Source organism: Herminiimonas aquatilis (genome assembly GCF_042665175.1).
Taxonomy (GTDB): domain Bacteria; phylum Pseudomonadota; class Gammaproteobacteria; order Burkholderiales; family Burkholderiaceae_D; genus Oxalicibacterium; species Oxalicibacterium aquatilis.
In genome coordinates, this window is record NZ_JBHTCC010000001.1 from 298922 (window position 1) to 324143 (window position 25222).

Annotated in this window: 23 protein-coding genes and 1 tRNA gene; 9 read left to right on the forward strand and 15 right to left on the reverse strand. The window is 53.2% G+C overall.

Going from position 1 to position 25222, the window contains the following annotated elements; genetic code table 11:
- Positions 1–127 precede the first annotated feature (127 nt).
- The 4 genes from ACFQO0_RS01460 to ACFQO0_RS01475 form a co-directional block, all read right to left on the reverse strand.
- Positions 128–2554 (reverse strand): DNA internalization-related competence protein ComEC/Rec2, encoded by a 2427-nt coding sequence (locus ACFQO0_RS01460; protein ID WP_382232274.1) that lies wholly within the window; start codon positions 2552–2554, stop codon positions 128–130.
- Positions 2555–2561: 7 nt separating this feature from the next.
- The gene (locus ACFQO0_RS01465; protein WP_382232275.1) at positions 2562–3359 is read right to left on the reverse strand and encodes a TatD family hydrolase; all 798 of its coding nucleotides are present in this window, start codon (positions 3357–3359) and stop codon (positions 2562–2564) included.
- A 110-nt stretch (positions 3360–3469) separates the two neighbouring features.
- Positions 3470–4171 carry a lipoprotein-releasing ABC transporter ATP-binding protein LolD gene (lolD, locus tag ACFQO0_RS01470; protein WP_382232276.1) on the reverse strand — a complete coding sequence of 234 codons (702 nt, stop codon included), beginning with the start codon at positions 4169–4171 and terminating at the stop codon, positions 3470–3472.
- Positions 4164–5429, reverse strand: a complete 1266-nt coding sequence (locus ACFQO0_RS01475) for a lipoprotein-releasing ABC transporter permease subunit (protein WP_382232277.1) — start codon at positions 5427–5429, stop codon at positions 4164–4166. The genes lolD and ACFQO0_RS01475 overlap by 8 nt, the downstream gene beginning before the upstream one ends.
- Before the next feature lie 212 nt (positions 5430–5641).
- On the opposite strand from ACFQO0_RS01475, the gene ACFQO0_RS01480 reads away from it, so the two are divergent.
- The 3 genes from ACFQO0_RS01480 (at position 5642) to recJ (ending at position 8763) form a co-directional block, all read left to right on the forward strand.
- Positions 5642–5914, forward strand: a complete 273-nt coding sequence (locus tag ACFQO0_RS01480) for a hypothetical protein (protein ID WP_382232278.1) — start codon at positions 5642–5644, stop codon at positions 5912–5914.
- Positions 5915–6013: 99 nt separating this feature from the next.
- Positions 6014–7069 carry a hypothetical protein gene (locus tag ACFQO0_RS01485; protein WP_382232279.1) on the forward strand — a complete coding sequence of 352 codons (1056 nt, stop codon included), beginning with the start codon at positions 6014–6016 and terminating at the stop codon, positions 7067–7069.
- Positions 7066–8763 carry a single-stranded-DNA-specific exonuclease RecJ gene (gene recJ / locus ACFQO0_RS01490; protein ID WP_382232280.1) on the forward strand — a complete coding sequence of 566 codons (1698 nt, stop codon included), beginning with the start codon at positions 7066–7068 and terminating at the stop codon, positions 8761–8763. The genes ACFQO0_RS01485 and recJ overlap by 4 nt, the downstream gene beginning before the upstream one ends.
- A gap of 35 nt (positions 8764–8798) precedes the next feature.
- On the opposite strand, the gene ACFQO0_RS01495 is transcribed toward recJ, so the two are convergent.
- Positions 8799–9524 carry a hypothetical protein gene (locus ACFQO0_RS01495; RefSeq protein WP_382232281.1) on the reverse strand — a complete coding sequence of 242 codons (726 nt, stop codon included), beginning with the start codon at positions 9522–9524 and terminating at the stop codon, positions 8799–8801.
- Between the two features lie 145 nt (positions 9525–9669).
- Here ACFQO0_RS01495 and prfB point away from each other — a divergent pair.
- The 3 genes from prfB (at position 9670) to ACFQO0_RS01510 (ending at position 13250) form a co-directional block, all read left to right on the forward strand.
- Positions 9670–10774, forward strand: a protein-coding gene (gene prfB, locus ACFQO0_RS01500) for a peptide chain release factor 2 (protein WP_382232282.1) whose coding sequence is annotated in 2 segments (ribosomal slippage) — positions 9670–9750 and positions 9752–10774 — 1104 coding nt in all. Because the reading frame shifts where the segments join, the coding sequence is not laid out codon by codon here.
- An 86-nt stretch (positions 10775–10860) separates the two neighbouring features.
- Positions 10861–12396, forward strand: coding sequence for a lysine--tRNA ligase (lysS, locus tag ACFQO0_RS01505; protein ID WP_382232283.1), 1536 nt, complete (start codon positions 10861–10863; stop codon positions 12394–12396).
- A 209-nt stretch (positions 12397–12605) separates the two neighbouring features.
- Positions 12606–13250, forward strand: coding sequence for a glycine zipper 2TM domain-containing protein (locus ACFQO0_RS01510; RefSeq protein WP_382232284.1), 645 nt, complete (start codon positions 12606–12608; stop codon positions 13248–13250).
- A 145-nt stretch (positions 13251–13395) separates the two neighbouring features.
- On the opposite strand, the gene iscX is transcribed toward ACFQO0_RS01510, so the two are convergent.
- From iscX to iscR, 8 genes are all read right to left on the reverse strand, one after another.
- A complete protein-coding gene (gene iscX, locus ACFQO0_RS01515; RefSeq protein ID WP_304933664.1) occupies positions 13396–13590 on the reverse strand; it encodes a Fe-S cluster assembly protein IscX in 195 nt (64 codons plus the stop codon).
- Between the two features lie 20 nt (positions 13591–13610).
- Positions 13611–13949 carry an ISC system 2Fe-2S type ferredoxin gene (gene fdx, locus ACFQO0_RS01520; protein WP_382232285.1) on the reverse strand — a complete coding sequence of 113 codons (339 nt, stop codon included), beginning with the start codon at positions 13947–13949 and terminating at the stop codon, positions 13611–13613.
- Between the two features lie 112 nt (positions 13950–14061).
- Positions 14062–15924, reverse strand: coding sequence for a Fe-S protein assembly chaperone HscA (gene hscA, locus ACFQO0_RS01525; RefSeq protein WP_382232286.1), 1863 nt, complete (start codon positions 15922–15924; stop codon positions 14062–14064).
- Between the two features lie 64 nt (positions 15925–15988).
- The gene (gene hscB, locus ACFQO0_RS01530; RefSeq protein WP_382232287.1) at positions 15989–16504 is read right to left on the reverse strand and encodes a Fe-S protein assembly co-chaperone HscB; all 516 of its coding nucleotides are present in this window, start codon (positions 16502–16504) and stop codon (positions 15989–15991) included.
- Between the two features lie 152 nt (positions 16505–16656).
- On the reverse strand, positions 16657–16980 hold the full coding sequence (gene iscA, locus ACFQO0_RS01535; protein WP_112991738.1) for an iron-sulfur cluster assembly protein IscA: 324 nt from the start codon (positions 16978–16980) through the stop codon (positions 16657–16659).
- Between the two features lie 63 nt (positions 16981–17043).
- Complete coding sequence (gene iscU / locus ACFQO0_RS01540; RefSeq protein WP_382232288.1) at positions 17044–17460, reverse strand: Fe-S cluster assembly scaffold IscU; 417 nt, start codon at positions 17458–17460, stop codon at positions 17044–17046.
- Between the two features lie 55 nt (positions 17461–17515).
- Positions 17516–18769: an IscS subfamily cysteine desulfurase gene (locus ACFQO0_RS01545; RefSeq protein ID WP_382232289.1), complete on the reverse strand. Its 1254-nt coding sequence runs from the start codon at positions 18767–18769 to the stop codon at positions 17516–17518.
- Between the two features lie 17 nt (positions 18770–18786).
- Positions 18787–19260: a Fe-S cluster assembly transcriptional regulator IscR gene (iscR, locus tag ACFQO0_RS01550; RefSeq protein WP_382232290.1), complete on the reverse strand. Its 474-nt coding sequence runs from the start codon at positions 19258–19260 to the stop codon at positions 18787–18789.
- 534 nt (positions 19261–19794) lie between these two features.
- Between iscR and ACFQO0_RS01555 the strand changes: the two genes are divergently transcribed.
- Positions 19795–20523: a TetR/AcrR family transcriptional regulator gene (locus tag ACFQO0_RS01555; RefSeq protein WP_382232291.1), complete on the forward strand. Its 729-nt coding sequence runs from the start codon at positions 19795–19797 to the stop codon at positions 20521–20523.
- Here ACFQO0_RS01555 and ACFQO0_RS01560 read toward each other — a convergent pair.
- Both ACFQO0_RS01560 and uvrB read right to left on the reverse strand, forming a co-directional pair.
- Positions 20520–21311, reverse strand: coding sequence for a uracil-DNA glycosylase family protein (locus ACFQO0_RS01560; RefSeq protein WP_382232292.1), 792 nt, complete (start codon positions 21309–21311; stop codon positions 20520–20522). The genes ACFQO0_RS01555 and ACFQO0_RS01560 overlap by 4 nt on opposite strands.
- A 108-nt stretch (positions 21312–21419) precedes the next feature.
- Positions 21420–23504: an excinuclease ABC subunit UvrB gene (gene uvrB / locus ACFQO0_RS01565; RefSeq protein ID WP_382232293.1), complete on the reverse strand. Its 2085-nt coding sequence runs from the start codon at positions 23502–23504 to the stop codon at positions 21420–21422.
- Between the two features lie 117 nt (positions 23505–23621).
- Here uvrB and ACFQO0_RS01570 point away from each other — a divergent pair, with 117 nt between their 5' ends.
- Together ACFQO0_RS01570 and ACFQO0_RS01575 are read left to right on the forward strand one after the other, a co-directional pair.
- Complete coding sequence (locus ACFQO0_RS01570; protein WP_382233977.1) at positions 23622–24836, forward strand: amino acid aminotransferase; 1215 nt, start codon at positions 23622–23624, stop codon at positions 24834–24836.
- 107 nt (positions 24837–24943) lie between these two features.
- A tRNA-Asn gene (locus ACFQO0_RS01575) sits at positions 24944–25019 on the forward strand.
- Positions 25020–25222: the final 203 nt, after the last annotated feature.

Below are 25222 nucleotides of genomic sequence, written 5' to 3' on the forward strand. Positions count from 1 at the left end.
TTAATCCATTATCTGGAATCCGTAGCCACTATCCCGACCCCACAAGGCCTGCGCCCGTTTTCTAAATGGGCGTCGCATCAATATGAGGGATCCCGGCCGAGTTGCAATTATTGCCATCCAAAAAATATTAACGGCCATACCAATAGCGGGCATGTTCACGACGGTATTCGCTCACTTCTATCGCAGAGCCAAAGCGCAAAGAAATGGCGCCAGCCTCGTCACTGCGCAGGCGCTGAATATCCAGTTCTCCATAGCGTTCGAATATTTCCGCTTTCGGATGACGATAGCGATTGCGATACCCGACCTGGAACAATGCAATCTGCGGCTGCACTGCCTGCAAAAATGGCAGTGTCGATGAAGTACCGCTGCCATGATGAGGCGCCAGCAACACATTTGCCCGCAGTTTGGCGGAGTCGCCGGCCACCAGCTCTGCTTCTTGCACAGCTTCTATATCGCCGGGCAGCAAGATGGAATGCCCTTTCACGGTTATCTTCAAGGTGCAACTACGGGCATTCGGCTTCCACTTGTCGCTGGCATAACTGCCCGCCGTCGGGTGCAGCAATTCAAAATCAGCACCATCCCAATGCCAGGACTGACCAGCAGCGCAGGGTTCATGCAAGGGAGCGGCATGAACAATCGGATGATCCAGCGGCAAGGACGACGATATGCGCGCAACATTGATTTCTCTCATGATCGATAGCGCACCGCCCGCATGATCCATGTCGCTATGCGAAATCATCATGCCATCCAGCCGATTGATGCCGCGTGCGCGCAGATAAGGCAGGATGACGCGATTGCCCCCATCCGATTCCGGCGAATAAGAAGGACCGGTGTCATACAGGAAGCGATGCTGTTCAGTTTCCAGTAACAAGCTCATGCCCTGCCCCACATCAAACGCCGTGATCCACATTTCTCCGGCGCGTGGATGGATCGGCACATTCAACACCAGTGGTAACCAGGCAAACAGGCCCAGATAGCGCGCAGGCCAGCCGCGCGGCGCAAGCATCCAAAGCGTGCCGAGCAAAGCCAGGATGAACATCCACCAGGCTGGTATCGGCGCAGTCCACACCGCGAATGAAAATCCACTCAACCATTGAAGCAGTTGCGCCAATTCCTCAACCACAAAATGGGCAGAGACCAAACACCATGTCGATAGTGGCGCGGGCAATACACTACCGACCAGCGCCAAAGGCGTCACCAGAAAACTGACCAATGGAATCGCGATCGCATTAGCGATTGGACTGACAAGGGATGTCTGAGCGAACAGCAACACTGTCAACGGCACCAAACCCAGCGTGACTGCATATTGCGTCAAGGTCGCATTCGTCAATACCGTTCGCCACTTTGATTGCGCAACGGTTGCATGCTCGGCCGCCCGCCCCACGCTGACATAGAGAATCACCGCTACTGCTGCAAACGACAGCCAGAATCCTGCCCCCAGCACCGCCCATGGATCCAGCAAAACGACCAGCCCCAAAGCCAGACACAGCACGTGAGAAACGCTGGTAATGCGCCCGCACCACAAAGCCGTCGCGACCACAGTCAACATGATCAATGTGCGCTGCGCCGGCAAGCCAGAACCTGCTAGCAATACATACATCAATGCAGCCAACGCTCCGCCCAGTGCCGCCGCTTTTTGTGCAGGCAAGATCAAGGGCAAACGGGCAGAAGTAAAAAATGAACGCCGCCACATTGCAAAAATAAAACTGGCAAACAGGGCTGCCACCATGGTGATGTGCAAACCTGAAATCGAGACCAGGTGAGATATCCCGGTTCGATTGAACACGGTCCAGTCCGATTGGCTGATCGCGCGCTGATCTCCTACTACCAGCGCCACAATCACTCCGGCATAAGGTTTATCCGGCAACGCCTGCTGTACACGCTCGCGCAACCAGCTGCGACAACGCTCAACAATATTATTGAAACTGAAGACGAAACGATCCAGCCGCGTGTTCTTTTGTCCATTTGCAAGATCGGGCCGTATATGCCCGGTCGCCCGGATATTCTGCTCCAGCAACCACATTTCATAATCGAAACCATGTGGGTTCGCGTTGCCGTGCGGCTTGCGCAAACGCACGATGAATTGCCAGCGTTCGCCCGGCTGCACGTCGGCGACTTTCTGGATGTCCTCGGTACCGAAAGCGGAATACCAGGACAAGGCCAGCCTTGATGGCAGCACCGGCGTCATGCCATCAATCGGCAAGACCTTTTCAACGGCGAAATTGAAACGCACACCACGCTCGAAATAGCTGGGCATGCTGTCTATCGTGCCCACGATCGTGACATCCTGCCCTTCCAGTTCTTTGGGCAACTCATGCGACAAATAATATTGCGCAAATAGTGCCGCCCAGACAAAACCGAGCATTACACCCATCGAGGCACGCAAAAGAATGTTGAATGGAAACTGAATGACATGCTGAAGCGCATGACGATGCAATGCAGCCAGCCCACAGGCTATGACGATCAAGAAAACCAGGAGGGAATAGTGAGGCAGCGTAGCCTGCATCTGCAGGCAGGCAGCACCGACGACAAAGCCGACGATCGCGCTGCGCATGCGGCAGCTAGATCACGGCACCGAGTCGCGGCATCGCGGCAAGCGCGTTCGCAGACGTTATTTGGGCAATGGCCGCAATGGGCATGTCACGCAGTTCCGCCAGCACCTGGCCTATACGCGGCAATTGTTCCGGACTATTGCGTTGCGGATGCACCCACGCGGGCGAAATATCGGGCGCATCGGTTTCCAGCACGAGCGACTCGATAGGCAACATGGTTGCCAGACGACGTAGCTGCAGTGCGCGCGTGAAGGTCATCGCACCGCCAAAGCCGAGCTTGAAGCCCAACTCAATAAAGACCTCCGCCTGCTGGAAGCTGCCGTTGAATGCATGGGCAATGCCGCCGATGACATTGATGCGGCGCAGGTATTTCAGGATAGTGTCCTGCGACTTACGCACATGCAACAGCACAGGCAAGCCATATTCGCGGGCGATCTTGAGTTGCTCGGTATAGAAAAATTCCTGTTTTTCGCGCATGACTGGTGTCGTCAATGTTGGCACGAAAAAATCCAGGCCGATTTCGCCTATCGCGACAAAGCGCGGGTCATTCATTGCCGAGGCAACTGCGCTGCGCATCGCTGCAAGATCTTCTTCTTTTGCCTGCGGCACATAGATCGGATGTATACCGAGCGCATACGTGCAATTGGCATTTCTGTGCGCCAGCGTTTCCACGATGGAAAAGTTATCGCGCGCCACTGCCGGGATGACGATCATGTTGACCGCCTGCTGCTGCGCACGTGCGGCGACCGCGTCTTCTTCCGACGCAAACTCCGCTGCATCCAGATGGCAGTGAGTATCTATCCACATGTATTGATCCACGCGTCTTTATTTACGTGAAAGGCCAGTACCATCGAACAGTTAAATCGTATGCGCGCATGCATCATGTCGACTCCTGCTCCACATTAGTGGGTCGCTAATCAGTGTTGGTGCAACTCGTCATTGTAGATTTGCAGTCCCTCGTCTGACAAACGCAGAATGCGATCGCAATGCGTTGCCAGCTCGACATCATGCGTGACGATAACGAAGGCCGTTCCTAGCGTACGCGACAACTCCAGCATCAGGTCGAACGTCTTTTGCGCTGTATGCCGGTCCAGATTGCCGGTCGGTTCATCGGCCAGTACACAGGCCGGCTGTGTCACCAACGCACGTGCCAGTGCTACGCGCTGGCGTTCGCCACCCGAGAGTTCACCCGGTACGTGGGTCACACGATGTTCAAGACCGACCCGCGACAAAATCGCGCGCGCAGCTTCATGCGCTTCTGCCCGTGGCACGCGACGTATCATCAAGGGCATCGCCACATTATCCAGCGCGGAAAATTCCGGCAGCAGATGGTGAAACTGATAAACAAAACCCAATGATCGGTTACGCAGATTGCCGCGCGTCTTTTCATCCAGGCTGGCAAAATCCTGATTCAGCAAGGTCACCGAACCGTTACTGGGCGTGTCCAGCCCGCCCAGTAAATGCAGCAAGGTCGATTTGCCCGAACCGGATGCACCAACGATCGCGACCCGTTCGCCTTTGACGATGTCGAGATTGACGCCCTTTAATACATCGACCGCGTATTTTCCTTGCGTAAACGTCTTCGCAAGATCACGGCAACCCAGTACATGTTCACTCATAACGCAATGCCTCCGCAGGTTTTACGCGGGCTGCCCACCAGCTAGGATAAATCGTGGCCAGGAATGCCAATACAACCGCTACGCCCCCAATAGTCCACACATCGGGCCAACGCAGGTCGGACGGCAAGGAACTGATCAGGTAAATATCTTTAGGCAGGAATTGCACGTGCAATAGTCGTTCGATAAAAGGCACGATGACATCGATATTCGATGCAATCAATACGCCACCGCCAACCCCTATCGCCGTGCCGGACAAACCCACTAGCGCGCCTTGAATCATGAAGATCTTCATGATCGAACCAGGCGACGCGCCCAGCGTACGCAAGATCGCAATGTCTGCCTGCTTGTCGGTTACCGTCATCACCAGCGTCGACACCAGATTGAATGCCGCTACCGCGATGATCAGCGTCAGGATGATGAACATCATGCGTTTTTCTGTCTGTACCGCGGCAAACCAGTTGCGATTTTGGCGCGACCAGTCACGTATCAATACATCGCCGCTCAAGGTACGCGATAAATCCAACGCAACTTCCGGAGCACGTTGCATGTCTTCAATTTTCAAACGCAAACCGGATGGCGCTCCCAGCTTGAACATTTTCATTGCATCGTCGATGTGGATGAACGCCAGCGTCGAATCGTATTCGAAATGACCCGAATCAAATATGCCCACCACCGTGAATTGCTTGAGCCTTGGAATAACACCGGCCGGCGTCACCTGCCCTTGCGGCGCAATCATCGTGACCTTGTCGCCGAGTTGCGCATTCATGCTGCGCGCCAGCTCATTGCCGAGAACAATATTAAACTCGCCGCTACGCAAATCGTTCAGGCTACCCGATTTGACTTGCGAAGCCACATCCGAAACCTTGGGCTCCTGATCCGGCAACACGCCGCGCACGGCAATACCGCGCAGCGTTTCATCACGCGTCATCATCGCTTGCGCATCGACGTAGGGTGCGGCGCCGAGCACTTCCTTGTTGGTGAACGCTTCACGCGCGGTGTTTTGCCAATCCGGCAAAGCACCTTGCGGCTCGAAGATTTCGATATGCGATAGCACGGACAACATGCGGTCACGAACTTCCTTTTGAAAACCGTTCATCACCGATAGCACGACGATCAATGCGGCCACGCCCAGCGCAATGCCAGCCATGGAAATCAGAGAGATGAATGAAATGAAGCTGTTGCGACCGCTACGGCGACCGGCGCGCGTGTAGCGTATGCCGACCAACCACTCGAAAGATAGATTTTTTATGATGCTCAATGAAGGCTCCTGAATGCAGCACGCAGTTTGCCATACATTTCCGCTCGCCAGCAAAGCCGGTGAAGGAATATGGCTGATCCCAATAACTCCATCCATGGACTCTTTGCGGCGATTTCCGTTCCACCTACATGCAAATAGATGTTTCGGTAATCGGCAAAGCTGATGATTCAAAAGATAATCATTCTGTTGTTCCACATAATAAAAGGATGATCATGAAAAAAGCCTTCGCTGTCGCCGCACTCCTCGCTGCATTGAGTCCGCTGTCACAAGCACAAAATTATCCCTCGCCGCATCGCGACACGATGAACCACAGCGAGCCTTGGCGCCCGGGACCGAACATGCGCAATGACCGCCCTGTCATCATCGTGCACGAACGCCCTGTCGTACGCCCCCAGATAAAACAGCGTCCGCATATCCGCTGCCGCGACGGCTCGCGCCAGTACACACAACGCGCGTGCCGCAATCATCGCGGCGTGCGCCGATAACAATCGCGCTGGCGATCATGCCACCCTCGGGTGGCATTTTTATTTCCGTCGCAACTGCGCAGCATGGCGGCCAGGGCATCATTGCCCTACAATCGCGGAATGACTCAACTTGACCTTCTTTTACCGTTTGCGATGCCACCGGGCGAAATGGCGCGCGATCTGCTACGCGAACTGAAAATGCCCTCTCTCGCCACGCTGCTGGCCCGTGCCAGCCGCTCGACACACGAGATTTTCGATGGATTCGCGCGCGCGCTGCCACATGAATACTGGCTGGCGCGCCAGTTCGATATTGCCCCTGTACGCGACTCGGACAACAGCCCTGCACTTGCCGCCAGCACAATGCGCAGCTTCCATCTACCGGCTGAAACCGGTACATGGTTCATTCTGCAACCCGTGCATCTGCACATCACGCGCGACCATCTGGTCTTGACCGATACTCGCCAATTGCAACTTGCAGAATCCGATGCCCGTGCCCTGTTCCATATCGTGCAGCCACTGTTCGAGGAGGTCGGCAAATCCCTGGTCTATGGCGATGCACAAACCTGGTTCATGCGCGCCGACGATTGGCACGCGCTGCAAACATCGACGCCCGACGCTGCGTGTGGCCATAACATCGATATCTGGATGCCGAAGGGATCGCATGAACGCGATTGGCGTCGCCTGCAAAATGAAATTCAGATGCATTGGCACGCCCATGCGGTCAATGAAGAACGTGAAGCACGCGGCCTGAAACCGGTCAATTCGGTCTGGCTGTGGGGCGGCGCAGAGGTACAAAAACGGTCAGATACGAATGCAAAATTTGAAGAAGCATTCATTTTCTCAAATGAGCGAAAACCATTCACAGCGTTGGCCAACCAGAAGATTGCGATCACTTCGGCGGCAGATATGCTCGCGACAAGGCCAGAGCGCGGCCTGCTGGCTATAGACGACCTGATCGAAGCAGCTTTGGCTGGTGATTGGGCTGAATGGCTGCAGCGCTTTCAAGCCATGGAAGAACTTTGGTTCGCCCCCTTGCTGACGGCGTTACAGGATGGTCGACTCGATAGATTGGCAATCACGATCAGCCACAACACCGCTTACTCGACCTTCGACATCAGCAAATCATCGTTGCACAAATTCTGGCGCAAGCCTTCACTAGCACGTCTGGCATCATGACCCGCATTGCCACTCGCCCCTACCCGTTTCGCGACGCAGAACGCATGCGCCAAAGCGGCGTACACCCTGTCATGGCGCGTCTGTATGCAGCGCGCGGCCTGCTTGACCTGAGAGAACTGGCCAGCGACCTCACGGCGCTGATTCCACCATCTGGTTTGCTGCATATCGACGTCGCCGCCGTATTTCTGGCGGATGCGATTGCAGAGAAAAAGAAGCTGGTCATCGTCGCCGATTACGATTGTGATGGCGCGACCGCATGCGCGGTCGCCTTGCGCGGGCTGCGATCCATGGGGGCGATCGTCGATTTCATCGTACCGAATCGATTTGAATACGGTTACGGCCTGACGCCGGAAATCGTTGCCCTCGCTGTACGCGAAAAATCACCGGACATCATCATCACTGTCGATAACGGCATCGCGAGCATAGACGGCGTGGCAGAAGCCAATCGGCGCGGCATAGACGTCGTCGTCACCGATCACCATTTGCCGGCCGATACCCTGCCCAAGGCACGCGTGATCGTGAATCCGAATCAACCGGACTGCGGCTTTCCCAGCAAAAATCTGGCCGGCGTAGGCGTGATGTTTTACGTACTGCTGGCCTTGCGTGCAGAAATGCGCAAGCGCGGCATCTTTGATGCGCAATCCCAGCCCAAGCTGGACGCATTACTGGATCTGGTTGCGCTCGGCACCGTGGCCGACGTCGTCAAGCTCGATGCCAATAATCGCATCCTGGTAGCGCAGGGCTTGAAGCGCATGCGTGCCGGTCGCATGCATGCAGGTGTCGCCGCCCTATTCCGCGCCGCCGGACGTGAAGCGCGGCGCGCTTCGCCTTTCGACCTCGGCTTTGCACTGGGACCACGTTTGAATGCAGCAGGACGCCTGTCGGATATGTCGCTGGGCATCGAATGCCTGACTACCGACGACGAAGGGCGCGCCTGGGCGATCGCGCAGCAGCTCGACGAAATCAATCGCGAACGCCGCACCATCGAAGCCGATATGCAGGACACCGCCCTGCTCTTGCTAGAAAACTTCAACCCGCAAGACAAGACCACCATCAGCGTTTTCGACGCTAGCTGGCATCAGGGTGTAATCGGTATCGTCGCATCGCGTTTGAAGGATAAGTTTTATCGTCCAACCATTACCTTCGCCGATGCAGGCGATGGCTGGATCAAAGGTTCAGGACGTTCGATTGCCGGCTTCCATTTGCGCGATGCGCTGGACCTGGTATCCAAGCACGCACCGACGCTGATCGACAAGTTCGGTGGTCACGCGATGGCAGCCGGTTTGACTATCCGTGCCGACGCGCTGGACGCATTCACGCAGGCTTTTGAAGCGGTCGGCAAGAATTGGCTGAATCAGCATCAGCTGGAGCGCGTGATCGAAACCGACGGCCCGCTGGAATCGGCCTATTTCACCACACAGTTCATTGAGTTGATGGAGGAACAGGTGTGGGGCCAGGGTTTTGCGCCCCCGCTGTTTTGCGATGAATTCCGCGTGGTTAACCAGCGCATTCTGAAAGAACGCCATCTGAAATTAACGCTGGAAAAAGATGGTGTCACCTACGATGCGATCTGGTTTGGTCACATCGACTCCTTACCTGCTCGCGCCAAGGTTGCCTATCGCCTGGACGCCAATGAATTCAATGGCAGAACCCGCGTGCAATTGCTGGTCGAGCACGCCGAGGCCGCCGGGTAAGAAGAAACTGGCCAGGCATCTGCAGAATACCTGCGTCAGCGCACCGGCAGGAATTGCAGCAAAGAGCCGCCGAACAAGTTTTGCACATAGTTGATGCCAACGCGCCGGTATTTTTCGGTGACAAATTCTGCCAATAGATCGAGTCGTCCAATTATCTTGCCAAATTCGCGCTCGAAGCTCAGGTTGCGTCCACTTTCGCTAATATCGTCGGACAGCAATAAAACCCTGCCCGTCGCGTCGCGGCGGCTACCCATCAGCCAGATGGCAATTTCGATATTGCGTGCCGCGTTGTAGAGATGCTGCGCATCCAAACTATCGATGAGGAAGAATTCCATCTTGCCATCGTGTGCGGTGATGATCATGTCGCTGGACGCATAGATAAATGCGGCAACCCGATCACCGCTGAAATCCGGCGTCAAGGCCAGCGATAAAGCCTTGATATCGCGCTGCCCCTGCAATCCCGCCCATGCCTGCCTTTGTTCTATCGCATTACGGACACGTTTGACCGCATCTTCGCGGCTGGCGGCAGTCTTTTTCCATTCAGCCGGATTGCGCCGATACAGCTTGTCCATCAACAAATAAAGACTGTCCAGATTGTCGCGCATGGCGATGGTGGCGATACGATTGGTATCGGACTGCCCCATTTCCTTGCCACTGGTAGAGACGCCCTTGACTTCCCCGCGCGGTGCCGGCGTTGCAGTGCAACCCGCCAACGCGGCACACAGGCACAACAGCCAGCAAGCGCGTCGCGATCCCTCCATATTTATTACTCCCCTCATAATATTTATAGAAAAGAAGACAGCAAAAAGTGAAAACGATTCAATCGGCAAGACTGTATCTGCAGCAGGGCTTAAAACACAGTGTGGCTCGCGTATAATGTCCGGTTTTACCGCAAAAGAAAATACTATGGAAGCCGAACGCCTCAATTCCCTCGAATCCCTGCTCGCCGATCTCACGATACGCGCGACCGAACTTCGGAGGTATCTTTGACTTCGATATCAAGTCAGAGAAGCTAGACCAAGTCAACGGCGAACTGGAAGACCCGAAAGTCTGGGACGATCCAAAACGCGCCCAGGATCTGGGCAAAGAAAAGAAATCGCTGGAAACGATCGTGCATACCCTTATCAAGGTAGATGCTGAGCTGAAAGACGCACAGGATTTGTTTGAGATGGCGCGCGAAGAAAAAGACGAAGACACTGTCGCCGCGATTGAAGCCGATGCGCAAGAACTGCTCAAGATCGTCGAAGGTATGGAATTCCGTCGCATGTTCAACGGCCCCATGGATGCCAACAACTGCTTTATCGACATTCAAGCGGGCGCCGGCGGTACCGAAGCGCAGGATTGGGCATCAATGTTGTTGCGTCAGTATTTGCGCTATTGCGAACGCAAGGGCTTCAAGGTTGAAATTCTGGAACAATCGGATGGCGAGGTCGCCGGCATTAAAACGGCCACGCTGAAAGTCGAGGGCGAATACGCCTATGGCCTGCTGCGGACAGAAACCGGCGTACATCGTCTGGTGCGCAAATCACCATTTGATTCTGCTAACGGTCGCCACACTTCATTCTCAAGCCTGTTCGTGTATCCGGAAGTCGATGACTCTATCGAGATCGACATCAATCCTGCCGACGTGCGTATTGATACCTATCGTGCGTCCGGTGCTGGTGGTCAGCATATTAATAAAACCGATTCTGCGGTGCGTCTGACGCATGGTCCATCGGGTATTGTTGTGCAGTGTCAAAATGACCGCTCACAGCATCGCAACAAGGCTGAAGCGTGGGACATGCTGAAAGCCAAGCTGTTTGAACTGGAAATGCGCAATCGCATGAGCGAACAGCAAAAGCTGGAAGACTCGAAGACCGACGTCGGCTGGGGTCATCAGATCCGCTCTTACGTGCTGGATCAGTCGCGCATCAAGGATTTGCGCACCAGTTTCGAAACCGGCAATACCAAAGCAGTGCTTGATGGCGATCTGGACGACTTCATCGCCGCATCGCTGAAGCAAGGCGTTTAACTCCCCGTCATTCGCCTGATTAAACCACTTCAGCACATTTGCCACTGCTTCATTTTTAAACGCATTCACCTAACAGATTGTTGCCCATGACTACGCATAACGACGACGCTGCAGCCGCGCTACCGATAGACGAAAACAAAATCATCGCCGAGCGTCGCGCCAAGTTGAGCGCCCTGCGCGAACAAGGCATCGCCTTCCCTAATGACTTCCGTCCGCAGCACAAGGCGGCCGATCTGCACGCCCAATACGGCAGCAAGACGCGCGAAGAACTGGAAGCCGAGCCGGTCACCGTGGTACTGGCAGGTCGCATGATGTTGAAACGAGAAGCGGGCAAGAAGGCGGCGTTCGCCACACTGCAGGATGCATCCGGACCAAAGGCTGATGGCCGCATCCAGATCTATGCCACGCTGGACCTGACCGGTGAAGCCGCGATGGCGGCACTACATCACTACGACCTCGGCGATATCCTCGGTGTGAGCGGGACGCTGTTCAAGACCAAGACCGACGAGTTGACGATCAAGGTCACCGAACTGCGCCTGATCACCAAATCACTGCGCCCGCTGCCGGATAAATTCCACGGCCTCGCTGATCAGGAAACCAAGTATCGCCAGCGTTACGTCGACCTCATCATGAATGAGGAAACACGTCGCACCTTCAAGGCGCGTACTGCTGCGATCTCGTCTATCCGTCGTTTCATGGAAAAGAATGAGTTCATGGAAGTCGAAACGCCGATGCTGCACACGATTCCCGGCGGCGCAGCGGCCAAGCCTTTCACTACGCATCACAATGCGCTCGACATGCAAATGTTCCTGCGTATTGCACCTGAGTTGTACCTGAAGCGCCTAGTGGTCGGCGGCTTCGATCGCGTGTTCGAGATCAACCGTAACTTCCGTAATGAAGGCGTCTCGATACGTCACAATCCTGAATTCACGATGATGGAATTCTATGCGGCGTACACCGATTACAAATGGTTGATGGATTTCACTGAAGCGGTGATTCGTCAGGCGGCAATCGATGCACATGGCACAGCAACGTTGACCTACGGCGGTCGTGAACTGGATCTGGCCAAACCATTCCATCGTTTGACCATTGTTGAAGCGATCAACAAATACGCACCCGGTTACACGGCAGAACAACTCAACGACGCAGAGTTCATCAAGAAAGAATTGCTGAAGTTTGGCGTCAAACCACATGCGCATTCCGGCCTGGGCGCATTGCAACTCGGACTGTTTGAAGAAACCGCAGAGGCGCAACTGTGGGAACCAACCTACATCATCGATTACCCGGTTGAAGTATCGCCGCTGGCACGCGCCTCGGATACCGTAGCCGGCATCACCGAGCGCTTTGAATTGTTCATGGTCGGTCGCGAAATTGCCAACGGCTTCTCGGAGTTGAACGATGCGGAAGATCAGGCCGCGCGCTTCCAGGCACAGGTCGCAGCAAAAGATGCCGGCGACGAAGAAGCAATGTTTTACGACGCCGACTATATTCGCGCACTCGAATACGGCATGCCGCCAGCCGGTGGTTGCGGTATCGGCATTGACCGCCTGATGATGATCATCACCGACTCGCCAAATATTCGCGACGTATTGCTATTCCCACATCTGCGCCGAGAAGATTAAGTTTCGAAATAGAAACAATTCTAGCCAAATGCAAATAAAAGGACTGTCTGGACAGTCCTTTTTCTATTTGGGCAACTAATTGCTCTCAGACACAGTCATAGTTACATCAGCTTACATCTGACACAGGTTTAAGCTTTTTATTTGAGACAAGTGGATCAATACTTCATCCACACAAACAAACCGTGGAAATATCCACACCCGGAGGATTTATGGAAACTAACAATAATTCAAAACGTATTCATCCCCTTATCGCTGCAGCTGCCGTCGGCGTACTGCTTGTCAGTCTGGTCGGTGTAGCCGCCATGACCGGCATGCTGCCAAACTCAAATAGTGAAGGCTCTCAAAAAGAAGCCATTGTTGCGCTGGAAAAGGAAGCTGCTGATAAAGCTGCGGCTGCTAAAGAAGCTGAAGACAAAGCAAACCAGGCGCGTAAGGAAGCTGACGAACGTCAAGCCGCAGCGAACAAAGCAGAAAAGCAAGCCAAACGCCAATCTGACACCAAGGTTGCACAAGCGCAAATCTGCTACGACTGCGGCCGTATCGAATCGGTACGCGCAGTCCAAACCCAGGCTAAACCAAGCGGCGTTGGCGTAGTTGGCGGCGCGGTTGTTGGCGGCTTGCTGGGCAACCAAATTGGCGGCGGTAATGGTAAGACTCTGGCGACCGTTGCTGGTGCAGTTGGTGGCGGTTATGCCGGTAACGAAATCGAAAAACGTACACGCACCGCAACAACGTATGAAGTACGTGTCCGCATGGAAGATGGAAAGTCGCGCACCTTCCCTTATGATCACCAACCTAACTGGAATACTGGTGATCGCGTTCGCGTAGTCGACGGTTACTTGCGTTCGCGTTAATCAAGAAGGCAGTTGTACAAAAAAAGGAGCGCCAAATTTGGCGCTCCTTTTTTTGCCTACAATCGTTTTCTCAAAAATGCTCAGAACAATTACTGAATTCCATTAAGTCCGTTGAGGCCATTCATTCAAACATTTATTCGCAACTTTATTCCGCTTCTTCTATCCACGCTTGCTGAATTGCTTCCAGAATTTTTTCACCGGAACGATCCGGAGCATCGTCAAAATCCTCCAGCTCGCATACCCATTTATGCAAATCGGTAAAGCGAATTGTCAGTGGATCGATATCCGGAAATTTATCATTCAGCTCTTCCGCAATGCGGATGGTATCTGTCCATTTCATCGCAAGCTCCTCAGTAATTTTTAGTGATTTTCGCTGGCGTGGTTAATTGTGTAGCGCGGGATTTCCACCACCAAATCTTCTTCTGCCACGATAGCCTGGCATGACAGGCGTGATGCTGCTTCCAAGCCCCATGCCTTATCCAACAAATCTTCTTCGGTATCGCCGGCTTCATTCAAAGACTTGAAACCTTCGCGCACGATCACATGGCATGTCGTGCAGGCACACGATTTTTCACATGCATGTTCGATGTCGATATCGTTTTCAAGCAAAACGTCGCATATCGATTTACCAGCTGGTGCATCAATGACTGCGCCATCCGGGCACAAGGCATGGTGAGGAAGAACAACAATTTGCGGCATTTTGATTACCTAGAAGTTAAGTGTTATTACGTTGCGTAAATGGCGTTATCTTTGCCGACTTGCTACAACGTTTGCTGCTTTTTACCCGATTGAACTCAGGTAAAACGATCTATTAAATTTCGTCCAGTTTCTTGCCCGACAAGGCAGTGCGTACGCTTCTATCCATTCTACGCGCGGCAAATTCTTCCGTGCCGTGCGCCAGCGCATCAACTGCTGCTTTGATAGCGACGTGGTCGGTGCCGCTGCCAGCCTGTCTTACAATATCAAGCAATGCGACAACGTCTTTCTGCTCATTATCCGACAACAGGTTCGCATCCGCATCCAGTGCCGACTGCGTTGCCAGCACAATACGTTCAGCTTCGACCTGCTCTTCGCGCAATGCGCGCGCCGCCATATCGATATCGGCCGACTTGAATGAATCCTGTAGCATTTGCGCGACCTGCTCGTCAGCCAAACCGTAAGACGGTTTAACTTCTATCGATGCCTCGACACCCGAGCGCAATTCGCGCGCAGATACCGACAGCAAACCATCTGCATCCACTTGGTACGTTACACGTATGCGTGCGGCACCGGCAGCCATCGGCGGTATGCCACGCAGCTCAAATTTTGCCAGCGAACGGCAATCCGTTACTAGCTCACGCTCACCCTGCACGATATGGACAGCAAGTGCAGTCTGGCCATCCTTGAAGGTCGTGAATTCCTGCGCGCGCGCGCATGGAATCGTCGAATTGCGCGGGATGACCTTTTCCACCAAGCCACCCATGGTTTCGATACCCAGCGAGAGTGGAATTACATCCAGCAACAACCAGTCATCGCCGGCGGCACGATTGCCAGCCAAGAGATTGGCCTGAATCGCGGCGCCCAGCGCCACCACTTTATCCGGATCGATATTCGCCAAAGGCGTGGCCTGAAAAAAGTCGCCGACCGCCTTGCGTATATGCGGCATGCGCGTCGCACCGCCGACCATCACCACACCGTCGACATCATCGACAGTCAGGTCTGCATCGCGCAAGGCTTTCCTGGTGGGCGTAATTGTCTTCGCCACCAGGTGTTGCGTGATCTGGGTAAACTCTGCCGCGGTGACGGTAAGATGCACTTCTTCACCCGACGTCAACACCGCATCGATATGCGTTTCCGCCTTCGACGACAGCAATTCCTTAGCTTCACGTGCCTTGACCATCAGGATGCTGGTATCGACATCGGACAAAGGCGCCAAGTGCGACTGTTCGATAATCCAGCAAAACAGGCGGTGATCGAAATCGTCGCCGCCCAGCGCAGAATCGCCGCCGGTGGACAGCACTTCAAACACGCCCTTGGTTAATTTCAGGATAGACACATCGAAGGTGCCGCCGCCCAGATCGTAGACGGCAAACACACCTTCAGAAGCATTGTCCAATCCATAGGCAATCGCCGCTGCGGTAGGCTCATTCAACAAACGCAGTACGTTCAGGCCGGCCAATTTGGCCGCATCTTTGGTTGCCTGACGTTGCGCATCATCAAAATAGGCAGGCACGGTAATGACTGCACCAACCAACTCATCGCCCAATGCATCCTCGGCCTGCTGACGCAAGGTTGCGAGAATTTCTGCAGAAATTTCAACTGGGCTCTTCACGCCAGCGATCGTTTTAAGCTGCACCATGCCGGGCGTATCAAGAAAATCGTAAGGCAGATTTTCAGCGTAAGCGATGTCTTTCAAGCCGCGTCCCATAAAGCGCTTGACGGAAACGATGGTGTTTTTAGGATCGATATTTTGTGCGGCTTGTGCCTTGTAGCCGATCTGCGCATTGCCGTTTTTCAGGTAGTGCACGACTGACGGCAGCAAGGAGCGCCCTTCTTCGTCAGTCAATACCTCAGGAATACTGTTGCGCACGGTCGCAACCAGAGAGTTGGTCGTGCCGAGATCAATACCGACCGCCAACCTGTGCTGGTGCGGTGCGGTAGACATGCCGGGTTCGGCGATTTGAAGTAGAGCCATATTCGTTTGTCACTTATCTCAGGTAAGTCGCTGTCATCGCTTGTCGATGGCAGCGAACAAAATGCTAGTCCGGCAAGGCATCCAGCGCGCCGGACACTTCATCTGCAAATTTTTCAAGAAACATCAACTGCCGCACCAAACCGGCGGCTTGCGTAAAGTCATCGGCATCCAGCAATTCTGCGATCGCCGCCAGCTCTACCTTGCGTGCGCTGCGGATCGCGCTATCCAGCGCTTCCAGCTCTGTTCTGTTTTTTTGTGCGCGCGCATCATCGAGTGCCTCGCGCCACTCCATTTGCTGCATCAAGAAATCGACTGGCATCGCCGTATTGGATTCAGTCTGTAAGTCCACGCCATTCAGCTCGCACAAATACGCTGCGCGCTTGAACGGACTCTTTAACGTTTTGTACGCTTCGTTGGCGCGTGTAGCCCATTGCATCGCGACACGTTTTTCAGCATCGGAGGCATTTGCAAACTTGTCGGGATGGACCTGATTCTGCACGCTGTGATAAGCGCCATCGAGCGCACTGACATCAATCGTGAAGCGTTGCGGCAGATGGAAAAGGTCGAAGTGGTTTTGCATTTCTTGTGCGCTGGTGGTCAGCTGGCTTATCTTGCGATGCAACGCGCTCGCTGCCGAATTGTTGTTGCATCAAATAAAAGAGCCTGCACACGTTCTACAGGCTCTCTCGGACAATACATCTGCAACGGTATTAACCGCGCAGTCGTCACTCATCAAATACGGAAGCTTTCGCCACAACCACATTCGTCCTTGACGTTTGGATTATGGAATTTGAAACCTTCGTTCAAACCTTCGCGCGCAAAATCCAGCTCGGTGCCATCGATATATGGCAAGCTTTTAGGATCAACAAAGACCTTGACGCCGTGCGATTCAAATACGCTGTCCTCGGTCGCGCTTTCGTCCACATATTCCAGCTTGTACGCCAGGCCGGAGCAACCGGTCGTGCGCACGCCGAAACGAAGGCCGATACCTTTGCCGCGCCGTTCCATATAGCGATTAATGTGTTTCGCCGCTTTTTCAGTCAGTGTAATAGCCATAATTCTTCGCTCAAATAAATTGCCGTTGAAGCGCGCAGCAAAATACTGCGCGAACCAACAAAATTAAGCTGCTTTTTCCGCTTCTGCTTTTACTTCTGCTACGCCATGCTTGGTTTTGTAATCCAGCACTGCAGCCTTGATCGCGTCTTCAGCCAGAATCGAGCAGTGAATTTTCACTGGTGGCAATGCCAACTCTTCAGCGATGTGCGTATTCTTGATTGCCAGCGCTTGATCCAAAGTTTTACCCTTGACCCATTCGGTCACCAGCGACGACGATGCAATCGCCGAACCGCAACCGTAGGTCTTGAATTTTGCGTCTTCGATCAAGCCGTCTGCACCGACCTTGATCTGCAGCTTCATGACGTCGCCGCAAGCCGGCGCGCCAACCATGCCGGTACCGATCGTGTCATCACCCTTATCGAACGCACCAACGTTGCGTGGATTTTCGTAATGATCGAGAACTTTGTCTGAGTAAGCCATTTTGATGCTCCTTGTTAAACCTTGATTCTGCCGCTATCGGCAGAAACCAAAACGATTAGTGTGCCGCCCATTGGATCGTGCTGATGTCGATCCCGTCTTTATACATATCCCACAGCGGCGACAATTCACGCAGCTTGGTGACTTTTTCCTTGATCAAATTGATCGTGAAATCTACGTCTTCTTCTGTGGTAAAACGACCGAAAGTGAAACGGATCGAGCTGTGCGCCAGTTCGTCGCTGCGACCAAGCGCTCTCAATACATAAGATGGTTCCAGACTGGCCGAAGTACAAGCGGAACCTGAAGAAACAGCCAAATCCTTGATCGCCATGATCAGCGATTCGCCTTCAACATAGTTGAAGCTGACGTTCAGGTTGTGCGGTACGCGGTGATCCATATCGCCATTGATATAGACCTCCTCCATATCCATCAAGCCCTTGGCCAGACGATCACGCAATGCGGTGATGCGGACGATTTCTTCATCCATCTCTTCGCGAGCGATGCGGAAGGCTTCGCCCATGCCGACGATCTGATGCGTTGCCAACGTACCTGAACGCAAACCGCGTTCATGGCCACCACCGTGCATTTGCGCTTCGATACGCACACGTGGCTTACGACGTACATACAAGGCGCCTATGCCTTTAGGACCGTAGGTTTTGTGCGCGGTAAAGGTCATCAGGTCGACTTTGGTTTTTTCCAAGTCGATCTTGACTTTGCCGGTCGCCTGCGCAGCGTCGCAATGGAAAATAATGCCTTTGCTGCGGCACAGCTCGCCGATTTCGTCGATAGGTTGAATCACACCGATTTCATTGTTGACCAGCATGACCGACACCAGAATCGTGTCTGGGCGAATTGCTTCAGCCAATTGTTCGATTGTGATCAAGCCATTGTCTTGCGGCTGCAAATAAGTTGCTTCAAAACCCTGGCGTTCCAGTTCACGCACAGTATCCAGCACCGCTTTGTGCTCGGTTTTCACCGTGATGATGTGCTTGCCCTTGGTTTTATAGAATTGCGCTGCGCCTTTGAGCGCCAGGTTGTTGCCTTCGGTAGCACCCGATGTCCAGATAATCTCGCGCGTATCGGCGTTCACCAGCTTGGCAACTTGTTCGCGCGCATCTTCAACCGCTTTTTCTGCCGTCCAGCCATACATATGGCTGCGCGAAGCCGGATTGCCGAACTGCTCGCGCAGATACGGAATCATCTTGTCGGCTACACGTGGATCGATAGGCGTCGTCGCCGAGTAATCCATATAAATCGGAAAGTGCGGTGCCTTGATCGTATCTATCAGGCTTTTATCTAACGGGGCATTCATCTTTAAGGCTCCAATAATCAAACGGCTGCGTGGTTACGGTGTACGACCACCACGCATTGTTCAGAAATCTTTTGTTTTTGCTGGTCGACCAAATCTTTCAAAGATACAGAATCGAGATAATCCACCATTTTTGAATTCAGCGTTGCCCACAGGTCATGTGTCATGCAACGTCCACCATGTTCATGCTCAGGACTATGGCAATTTTCCTTGCCACCGCACTGAGTTGCATCCAGCGGCTCATCAACAGCAATGATGATGTCGGCGACCGTTACATCTTCTGCGCGACGTGCCAGGTTGTAACCACCACCCGGTCCACGTACCGACTCCACGATTTCATGGCGACGCAATTTTCCAAACAATTGTTCCAGATAAGACAGCGAAATTTCTTGCCGCTGACTAATCCCGGCGAGCGTGACCGGACCATTGTCTTGGCGCAATGCCAAGTCAATCATTGCTGTTACAGCAAAACGCCCTTTAGTCGTCAAACGCATGAAATACCGCCTCCAGAATCAACCAAATGTAATAAACCGAGTTGTTGATCGATTTGGTCAAGTATAACAAACTTGACTGAATCTGTCAGGTACTCGATTTTCAGCAATAAGCCCAAGACACTTGCAGCAGACACTCACTTTCCAGACCGCAATTTTATTGGCAAAGTCGTGGCGCCATCCTTGACCGACGTCACTAAGCTGCATATTGGCTTGCAAATATGCAGGCCTTAAATGCAAGAAAAGTCCCAGCATTCTGACCGACTTAATTCGATCGATCTCCATCCACAATTCATATGTGATGACAAAAGCGATGCTTCACCCCTTGCAGTGCATGGTCGACACACAAACTAAAATTTGAATGACCATTCAATCACCTTGATGAATCGACAGTATTCATTACGTTTAAAGCATTCAAAATCCGGGAGAAATCTCAAGGATGACGAACATGTGCAATAACCAGCAACATTTTGAGCGAATATTCAATTTATAATAGGCGCCACATTAATTGACTGAAACTTCGTTTCGAACTCCGCAATGGCCACACGCATTTCCAAGACCCCTCAATCACCTACTCAAAAAGCCGACAAAAAGCGAATCGAAGTACTCAAGGCAGCCGGAAAATGTTTCCGTAAAACCGGTTTTCATCAAACCTCCATGCAGCAAATATGCGCCGAAACCGGCCTGGGTCCTGGTGCGGTTTATCGCTACTTCACCGGCAAGGAAGCCATCATAGAAGCAATGGTGGAAGACGAACGCCGTCAGGCGCGCGCCATGCTGCTGCAAATGCGCGACGCAGAATCCATACAAGCCGCACTTAGCGCAATCACGCGTCAGTTTGCCGAACGCTATCGGGCCGGCGGCGATGCCAGCCTGATGACTGAGGTGTATGCAGAAGGCATGCGTAGCAAGCGTGTCGGCGCCGTTTTACGCAAGATAGAAGCGGAATGGATAATGGGTTTGACCAATCTTTTGCGCATTGCGCAGGCGCGTGGACAGATAGACGCCACGCTCGATGCTGCGCAAACAGCCTTGTTCCTGACGGGAATGTGGGATGGCATGGTGATACGCCAACATTTTCATGCGCATGAAGATCAGCAGGCGCTGCCGATCTTCTTTGAAAGCATGATTGCGCGACTGCTTGCAAAAGACCACAAGGCTAGCGGCAAGCCACTCACGACGCCGCCTATCGAGAACTCGCTGTTTGCAGAAGAATTGAAGAAGCGCGCAGACTCGGAAGATCTGCGCCAGCTCAGCCTGATTTAAGAGCGTTTCGTTTTCAGCAAATCCATGCTAACAAAAAGCTCTTGCATCACCTGGTTACCAATAAAGCTCAGGTTATAGGGATGCTCGGAGACCTTTTTCGGGAAACGAGTACTTTCCGGTAAAGCCTGCAGCTGCACCGCAATCTTCCCCCACAAGACCAGGGTCGGTGGCTGTTTCGCAGCGCCCTCGGCATGGTCTGCCAAAGCGTTCAGCACTGTTTGCAAAAATGGCATCCAGGGCTTGGCTTCTTTTACCGGCACCACATGCGAACGAAAAACCAGGGCCGCATTCAGCAATAAAAAACCCCGCGACGTCAGATTAGCCTGTAATTCCGGCAAGGTTTGAATCACGGAAGACGGCGCTGCCTGCGCCTTGCTGGATACGCCCGCCAGCGCATCTCCTGTAGTTTGTTCGATGGACAATTGTCCATCTGCCACCAACAGCATCTTCATGAAATTGCGCAATGAAGTCGCGCGATTCACCTGTTTGGACAATCCTTTTTCCGACCACAAGGAACTGACGGCGCCATCCATGAAGCAAACGCCCGTTGCGCTATCGGCACGCGGGTAAGGTCCTTCGCCAACCAATACGTATTGCACGGCATCCAACGGTTGCGCAAATGCGGCGAACAGCCTGCCACCATTCGGCAGGTAATTATCATCAGCCAGCGTCGGCAAATAATCAGGGAAGGCTTTGTGAACCGCAGTCAGGCCAGCCAGCAGAATCGGACGCCAAGAAGCATCAGCGACATCCAGCATGGCAATAAAAGATGATGGAATTGTTTGCATGAGATTTATAACGACAGAGATTTATGCGTGCGGGCGAAAGCTGCGATTGTAGCCGCAACATTTTGCGGCACAAGACCAACTGCAGTCCCTTATCTCATTATTTATCGATCAAGCCGGCACAATATGATCCTCGCCCGGCGCGCCAAACAATTGCTCCTTCAATACTCGCAACTGATCGCGCACTTGCGCCGCCTTCTCGAACTCCAGGTTTTTTGCATGACCCTGCATCTGTTTTTCCAAGCGCTTGATTTCTTTGCTGACCTGCTTCTCGCTCATCGCTTCATACTTCGCGTGTTCTTGTGCAACATTGAATTCTTCGCGCGCATCCTGCTGGCTGTACACGCCATCAATCAACTCACGGATATGCTTCTTGATGCCGATCGGCGTAATGTTATTGGCCGTATTGAAAGCGATCTGCTTGGCGCGCCGACGTTCAGTTTCATCGATGGCCCTGCGCATCGAGTCCGTGATCTTGTCGCCATACAGAATCGCCATACCGCTCAAGTTACGCGCGGCGCGGCCTATGGTTTGGATCAAGCTGCGCTCGGAACGCAAGAAGCCTTCCTTGTCCGCATCCAGAATCGCCACCAATGACACCTCAGGCAAATCAAGGCCCTCGCGCAACAAGTTAATACCCACCAGCACATCGAAAGTGCCCAGGCGCAAATCCCTCAGTATTTCCACCCGCTCAACGGTATCAATATCACTGTGCAGATAACGCACCTTGATGCCGTTATCGCTAAGGAACTCCGTCAACTGCTCAGACATGCGCTTAGTCAGCGTCGTCACCAACACCCGCTCGTGTTTTTTCACGCGCTCGGTAATTTCCGACATCAGGTCATCCACCTGAGTCGAGGCCGGACGCACACTGATCAATGGATCGACCAGACCGGTCGGACGCACAACCTGCTCGACCACCTGATCGGCATGCGTATTTTCATAGTCGGCCGGCGTCGCCGAAACAAACACCATTTGCCGCATCTTGCCCTCGAACTCATCAAAGCGCAGCGGCCGATTATCCAGTGCCGACGGCAGGCGGAAGCCGTAATCGACCAGATTGGTTTTGCGCGCCCTGTCGCCGTTGTACATTCCGTTGAGTTGTCCCATCAGCACGTGCGACTCGTCCATGAACATCAAGGCATCTGGCGGCAGATAATCAACCAACGTCGGTGGCGGATCGCCGGCCTTGGCACCACTCAAGTGGCGCGAATAGTTTTCGATCCCTTTGGTAAAGCCGATTTCCTGCATCATTTCCAGATCGAAGCGAGTGCGCTGCTCCAGACGCTGCTCTTCAATCAGCTTGTTTTCCTTGCGGAAAAACTCCAAGCGCTCACGTAGCTCATCCTTGATGGTTTCGATTGCACGCAAGACCGTCGCACGCGGCGTCACATAATGCGAACCCGGATAAACCGTAAAGCGCGGAATCTTTTGTTTGACGCGGCCGGTCAGCGGATCGAACAGCTGCAGGCTTTCAATTTCGTCATCGAACATTTCCAGACGGATGGCCAGTTCCGCATGTTCCGCCGGGAAAATATCAATCGTATCGCCGCGCACACGGAAAGTGCCGCGGCCAAAATCAACTTCATTGCGCGTGTATTGCATCGCGATCAGGCGCGCAATCACATCGCGCTGGCTGACCTTGTCCTTGGCACGCAAGGTCAGAATCATCTGGTGATATTCGCTCGGATTACCGATACCGTAAATCGCAGAGACCGTTGCAATGATCACCACATCGCGCCGCTCCATCAGCGACTTGGTGCACGACAGGCGCATCTGCTCGATATGTTCGTTGATGGAAGAATCTTTCTCGATGAACAAATCGCGCTGCGGAACGTAGGCTTCCGGTTGGTAATAATCGTAATAACTGACGAAGTATTCCACCGCATTCTGCGGGAAGAACTCGCGGAATTCGCTGTAAAGCTGCGCCGCCAGTGTCTTGTTTGGCGCAAATACAATCGCCGGACGCCCCATGCGGGCAATCACATTGGCAACCGTATAAGTCTTGCCCGAACCGGTAACACCGAGCAAGGTCTGATAAAACAAGCCGTCATCAATACCTTCCACCAGCTTCGCAATCGCGGTCGGCTGATCACCGGCCGGAGGAAACGGCTGATACAGACGGAATGGGGAATTCGGGAAGGTGACAATTTTAGATTCGTCAACAGAATCAGTAACTTGGGATAAATCAGCCATTTAAATCCGACCTTTGGTAAAATAGTGAGTCGCATTTTCCGCAAGACTTATGGTCTTGCGCTCTACACAACCCCACTGCAAAACGACCGTTTGCAGCTAACTTTTGATGTTATCACGATGAACGCACCTCTTCCTGCTTCGCTCCTCAACGCCATCGAAATGGCGCCCCGTGACCCGATTCTTGGTATTACCGAGGCTTTCAATGCCGACAAGAATCCGAATAAGATCAATCTTGGTGTCGGCGTTTACAACGACGATAACGGCAAATTGCCTTTGCTCGAATGCGTGCGCAAAGCCGAAGCGCAATTGATGGAAAAACTGTCGCCGCGCGGCTACTTGCCTATCGACGGCCTGGCCGCATACGACAAGGCAGTACAAGAACTCGTATTTGGTGCCGATAGTGCCGTAGTCAAGGACAAACGTGCAGTAACCGCACAAGCAATCGGTGGCACAGGCGCATTGAAACTCGGCGCCGATTTCCTCAAACGCTTTGCACCAAACGCGCAAGTCTGGATCAGCGATCCAAGCTGGGAAAACCACCGCGCCCTGTTTGAATCGGCTGGTTTCACAGTCAACAACTATCCGTACTACGATGCAGCAACTCGCGGCGTCAATTTTGCCGGCATGCTGGACACACTGAAATCGATTCCTAGCGGTTCGATCGTCCTGTTGCACGCTTGCTGCCACAACCCGACTGGCGCCGATCTGAGCGACGCACAATGGCTGGAAGTGCTGAACGTGGTCACAACACGCGGCTTGATCCCATTCCTCGACATGGCCTACCAAGGTTTTGGCGATGGTATTGAATCGGACGGCAAAGTTGTTCGTCAATTCGCTGAAGCTGGTGGCGCTGTGTTTGTCTCGAACTCTTTCTCCAAATCGTTCTCGCTTTATGGCGAACGCGTTGGCGCATTGAGCATCGTTTCGAGCAACGCAGAAGAAGCAGCCCGCGTCTTGTCCCAATTGAAACGCGTCATCCGTACCAACTACTCCAACCCACCTATCCACGGCGGCCAAGTTGTTGCAACCGCTCTGGCATCGCCAGAACTGCGCGCATTGTGGGAAGAAGAATTGGCAGGCATGCGCGTACGCATCCGTGAAATGCGTCAAGCATTTGTGCAGAAATTGAAAGAACAAGCACCTGCTCACAACTTCGATTTCGTGACCGCACAACGTGGCATGTTCTCTTACTCCGGCTTGACCAAAGCGCAAGTAGATCGCCTGCGTGACGAGTTCTCGATCTACGCTGTCGATACCGGCCGTATTTGTGTCGCTGCACTAAACACAAAAAACATCGATTACGTTATTGCAGCAATCGCAAAAGTTCTTTAATATTCGCGCCTGCAATAAATTTCTGAGTAACAGCAAAACGAAGCAAAGAAATTTATCGCACAAGCTTTGACAAGCGAGCAAGAAACATCTTATAATCTCGCTTCTGTTCCCTGATAGCTCAGTTGGTAGAGCGACGGACTGTTAATCCGCAGGTCCCTGGTTCGAGTCCAGGTCGGGGAGCCACAGAATATTAAGGGCCTAGTTGAAAAACTAGGCCCTTTTCTTTTGTCCAATCCTGTTCGGTATTCGACACTATCTAATAACATTCCTGCCTTCCACCGCAGAAGTAGCCCACCGCTATCGCATTCATATCATCCGCCAAGCGTTTGATGTGCGGCACTCGAAACTATATGTTTGCGACATAATCCCATATGTCGCGAGCGACG

What these genes read in the sequence shown, in the direction of transcription:
- ACFQO0_RS01460 (WP_382232274.1), bottom strand. Translation starts at nt 2,554, where the DNA reads ATGCGCAGCGCGATCGTCGGCTTTGTCGTCGGTGCTGCCTGCCTGCAG.
- ACFQO0_RS01465 (WP_382232275.1), bottom strand. Translation starts at nt 3,359, where the DNA reads ATGTGGATAGATACTCACTGCCATCTGGATGCAGCGGAGTTTGCGTCG.
- lolD (WP_382232276.1), bottom strand. Translation starts at nt 4,171, where the DNA reads ATGAGTGAACATGTACTGGGTTGCCGTGATCTTGCGAAGACGTTTACG.
- ACFQO0_RS01480 (WP_382232278.1), top strand. Translation starts at nt 5,642, where the DNA reads ATGAAAAAAGCCTTCGCTGTCGCCGCACTCCTCGCTGCATTGAGTCCG.
- ACFQO0_RS01485 (WP_382232279.1), top strand. Translation starts at nt 6,014, where the DNA reads ATGACTCAACTTGACCTTCTTTTACCGTTTGCGATGCCACCGGGCGAA.
- recJ (WP_382232280.1), top strand. Translation starts at nt 7,066, where the DNA reads ATGACCCGCATTGCCACTCGCCCCTACCCGTTTCGCGACGCAGAACGC.
- ACFQO0_RS01495 (WP_382232281.1), bottom strand. Translation starts at nt 9,524, where the DNA reads ATGGAGGGATCGCGACGCGCTTGCTGGCTGTTGTGCCTGTGTGCCGCG.
- lysS (WP_382232283.1), top strand. Translation starts at nt 10,861, where the DNA reads ATGACTACGCATAACGACGACGCTGCAGCCGCGCTACCGATAGACGAA.
- ACFQO0_RS01510 (WP_382232284.1), top strand. Translation starts at nt 12,606, where the DNA reads ATGGAAACTAACAATAATTCAAAACGTATTCATCCCCTTATCGCTGCA.
- iscX (WP_304933664.1), bottom strand. Translation starts at nt 13,590, where the DNA reads ATGAAATGGACAGATACCATCCGCATTGCGGAAGAGCTGAATGATAAA.
- fdx (WP_382232285.1), bottom strand. Translation starts at nt 13,949, where the DNA reads ATGCCGCAAATTGTTGTTCTTCCTCACCATGCCTTGTGCCCGGATGGC.
- hscA (WP_382232286.1), bottom strand. Translation starts at nt 15,924, where the DNA reads ATGGCTCTACTTCAAATCGCCGAACCCGGCATGTCTACCGCACCGCAC.
- hscB (WP_382232287.1), bottom strand. Translation starts at nt 16,504, where the DNA reads ATGCAAAACCACTTCGACCTTTTCCATCTGCCGCAACGCTTCACGATT.
- iscA (WP_112991738.1), bottom strand. Translation starts at nt 16,980, where the DNA reads ATGGCTATTACACTGACTGAAAAAGCGGCGAAACACATTAATCGCTAT.
- iscU (WP_382232288.1), bottom strand. Translation starts at nt 17,460, where the DNA reads ATGGCTTACTCAGACAAAGTTCTCGATCATTACGAAAATCCACGCAAC.
- ACFQO0_RS01545 (WP_382232289.1), bottom strand. Translation starts at nt 18,769, where the DNA reads ATGAATGCCCCGTTAGATAAAAGCCTGATAGATACGATCAAGGCACCG.
- iscR (WP_382232290.1), bottom strand. Translation starts at nt 19,260, where the DNA reads ATGCGTTTGACGACTAAAGGGCGTTTTGCTGTAACAGCAATGATTGAC.
- ACFQO0_RS01555 (WP_382232291.1), top strand. Translation starts at nt 19,795, where the DNA reads ATGGCCACACGCATTTCCAAGACCCCTCAATCACCTACTCAAAAAGCC.
- ACFQO0_RS01560 (WP_382232292.1), bottom strand. Translation starts at nt 21,311, where the DNA reads ATGCAAACAATTCCATCATCTTTTATTGCCATGCTGGATGTCGCTGAT.
- uvrB (WP_382232293.1), bottom strand. Translation starts at nt 23,504, where the DNA reads ATGGCTGATTTATCCCAAGTTACTGATTCTGTTGACGAATCTAAAATT.
- ACFQO0_RS01570 (WP_382233977.1), top strand. Translation starts at nt 23,622, where the DNA reads ATGAACGCACCTCTTCCTGCTTCGCTCCTCAACGCCATCGAAATGGCG.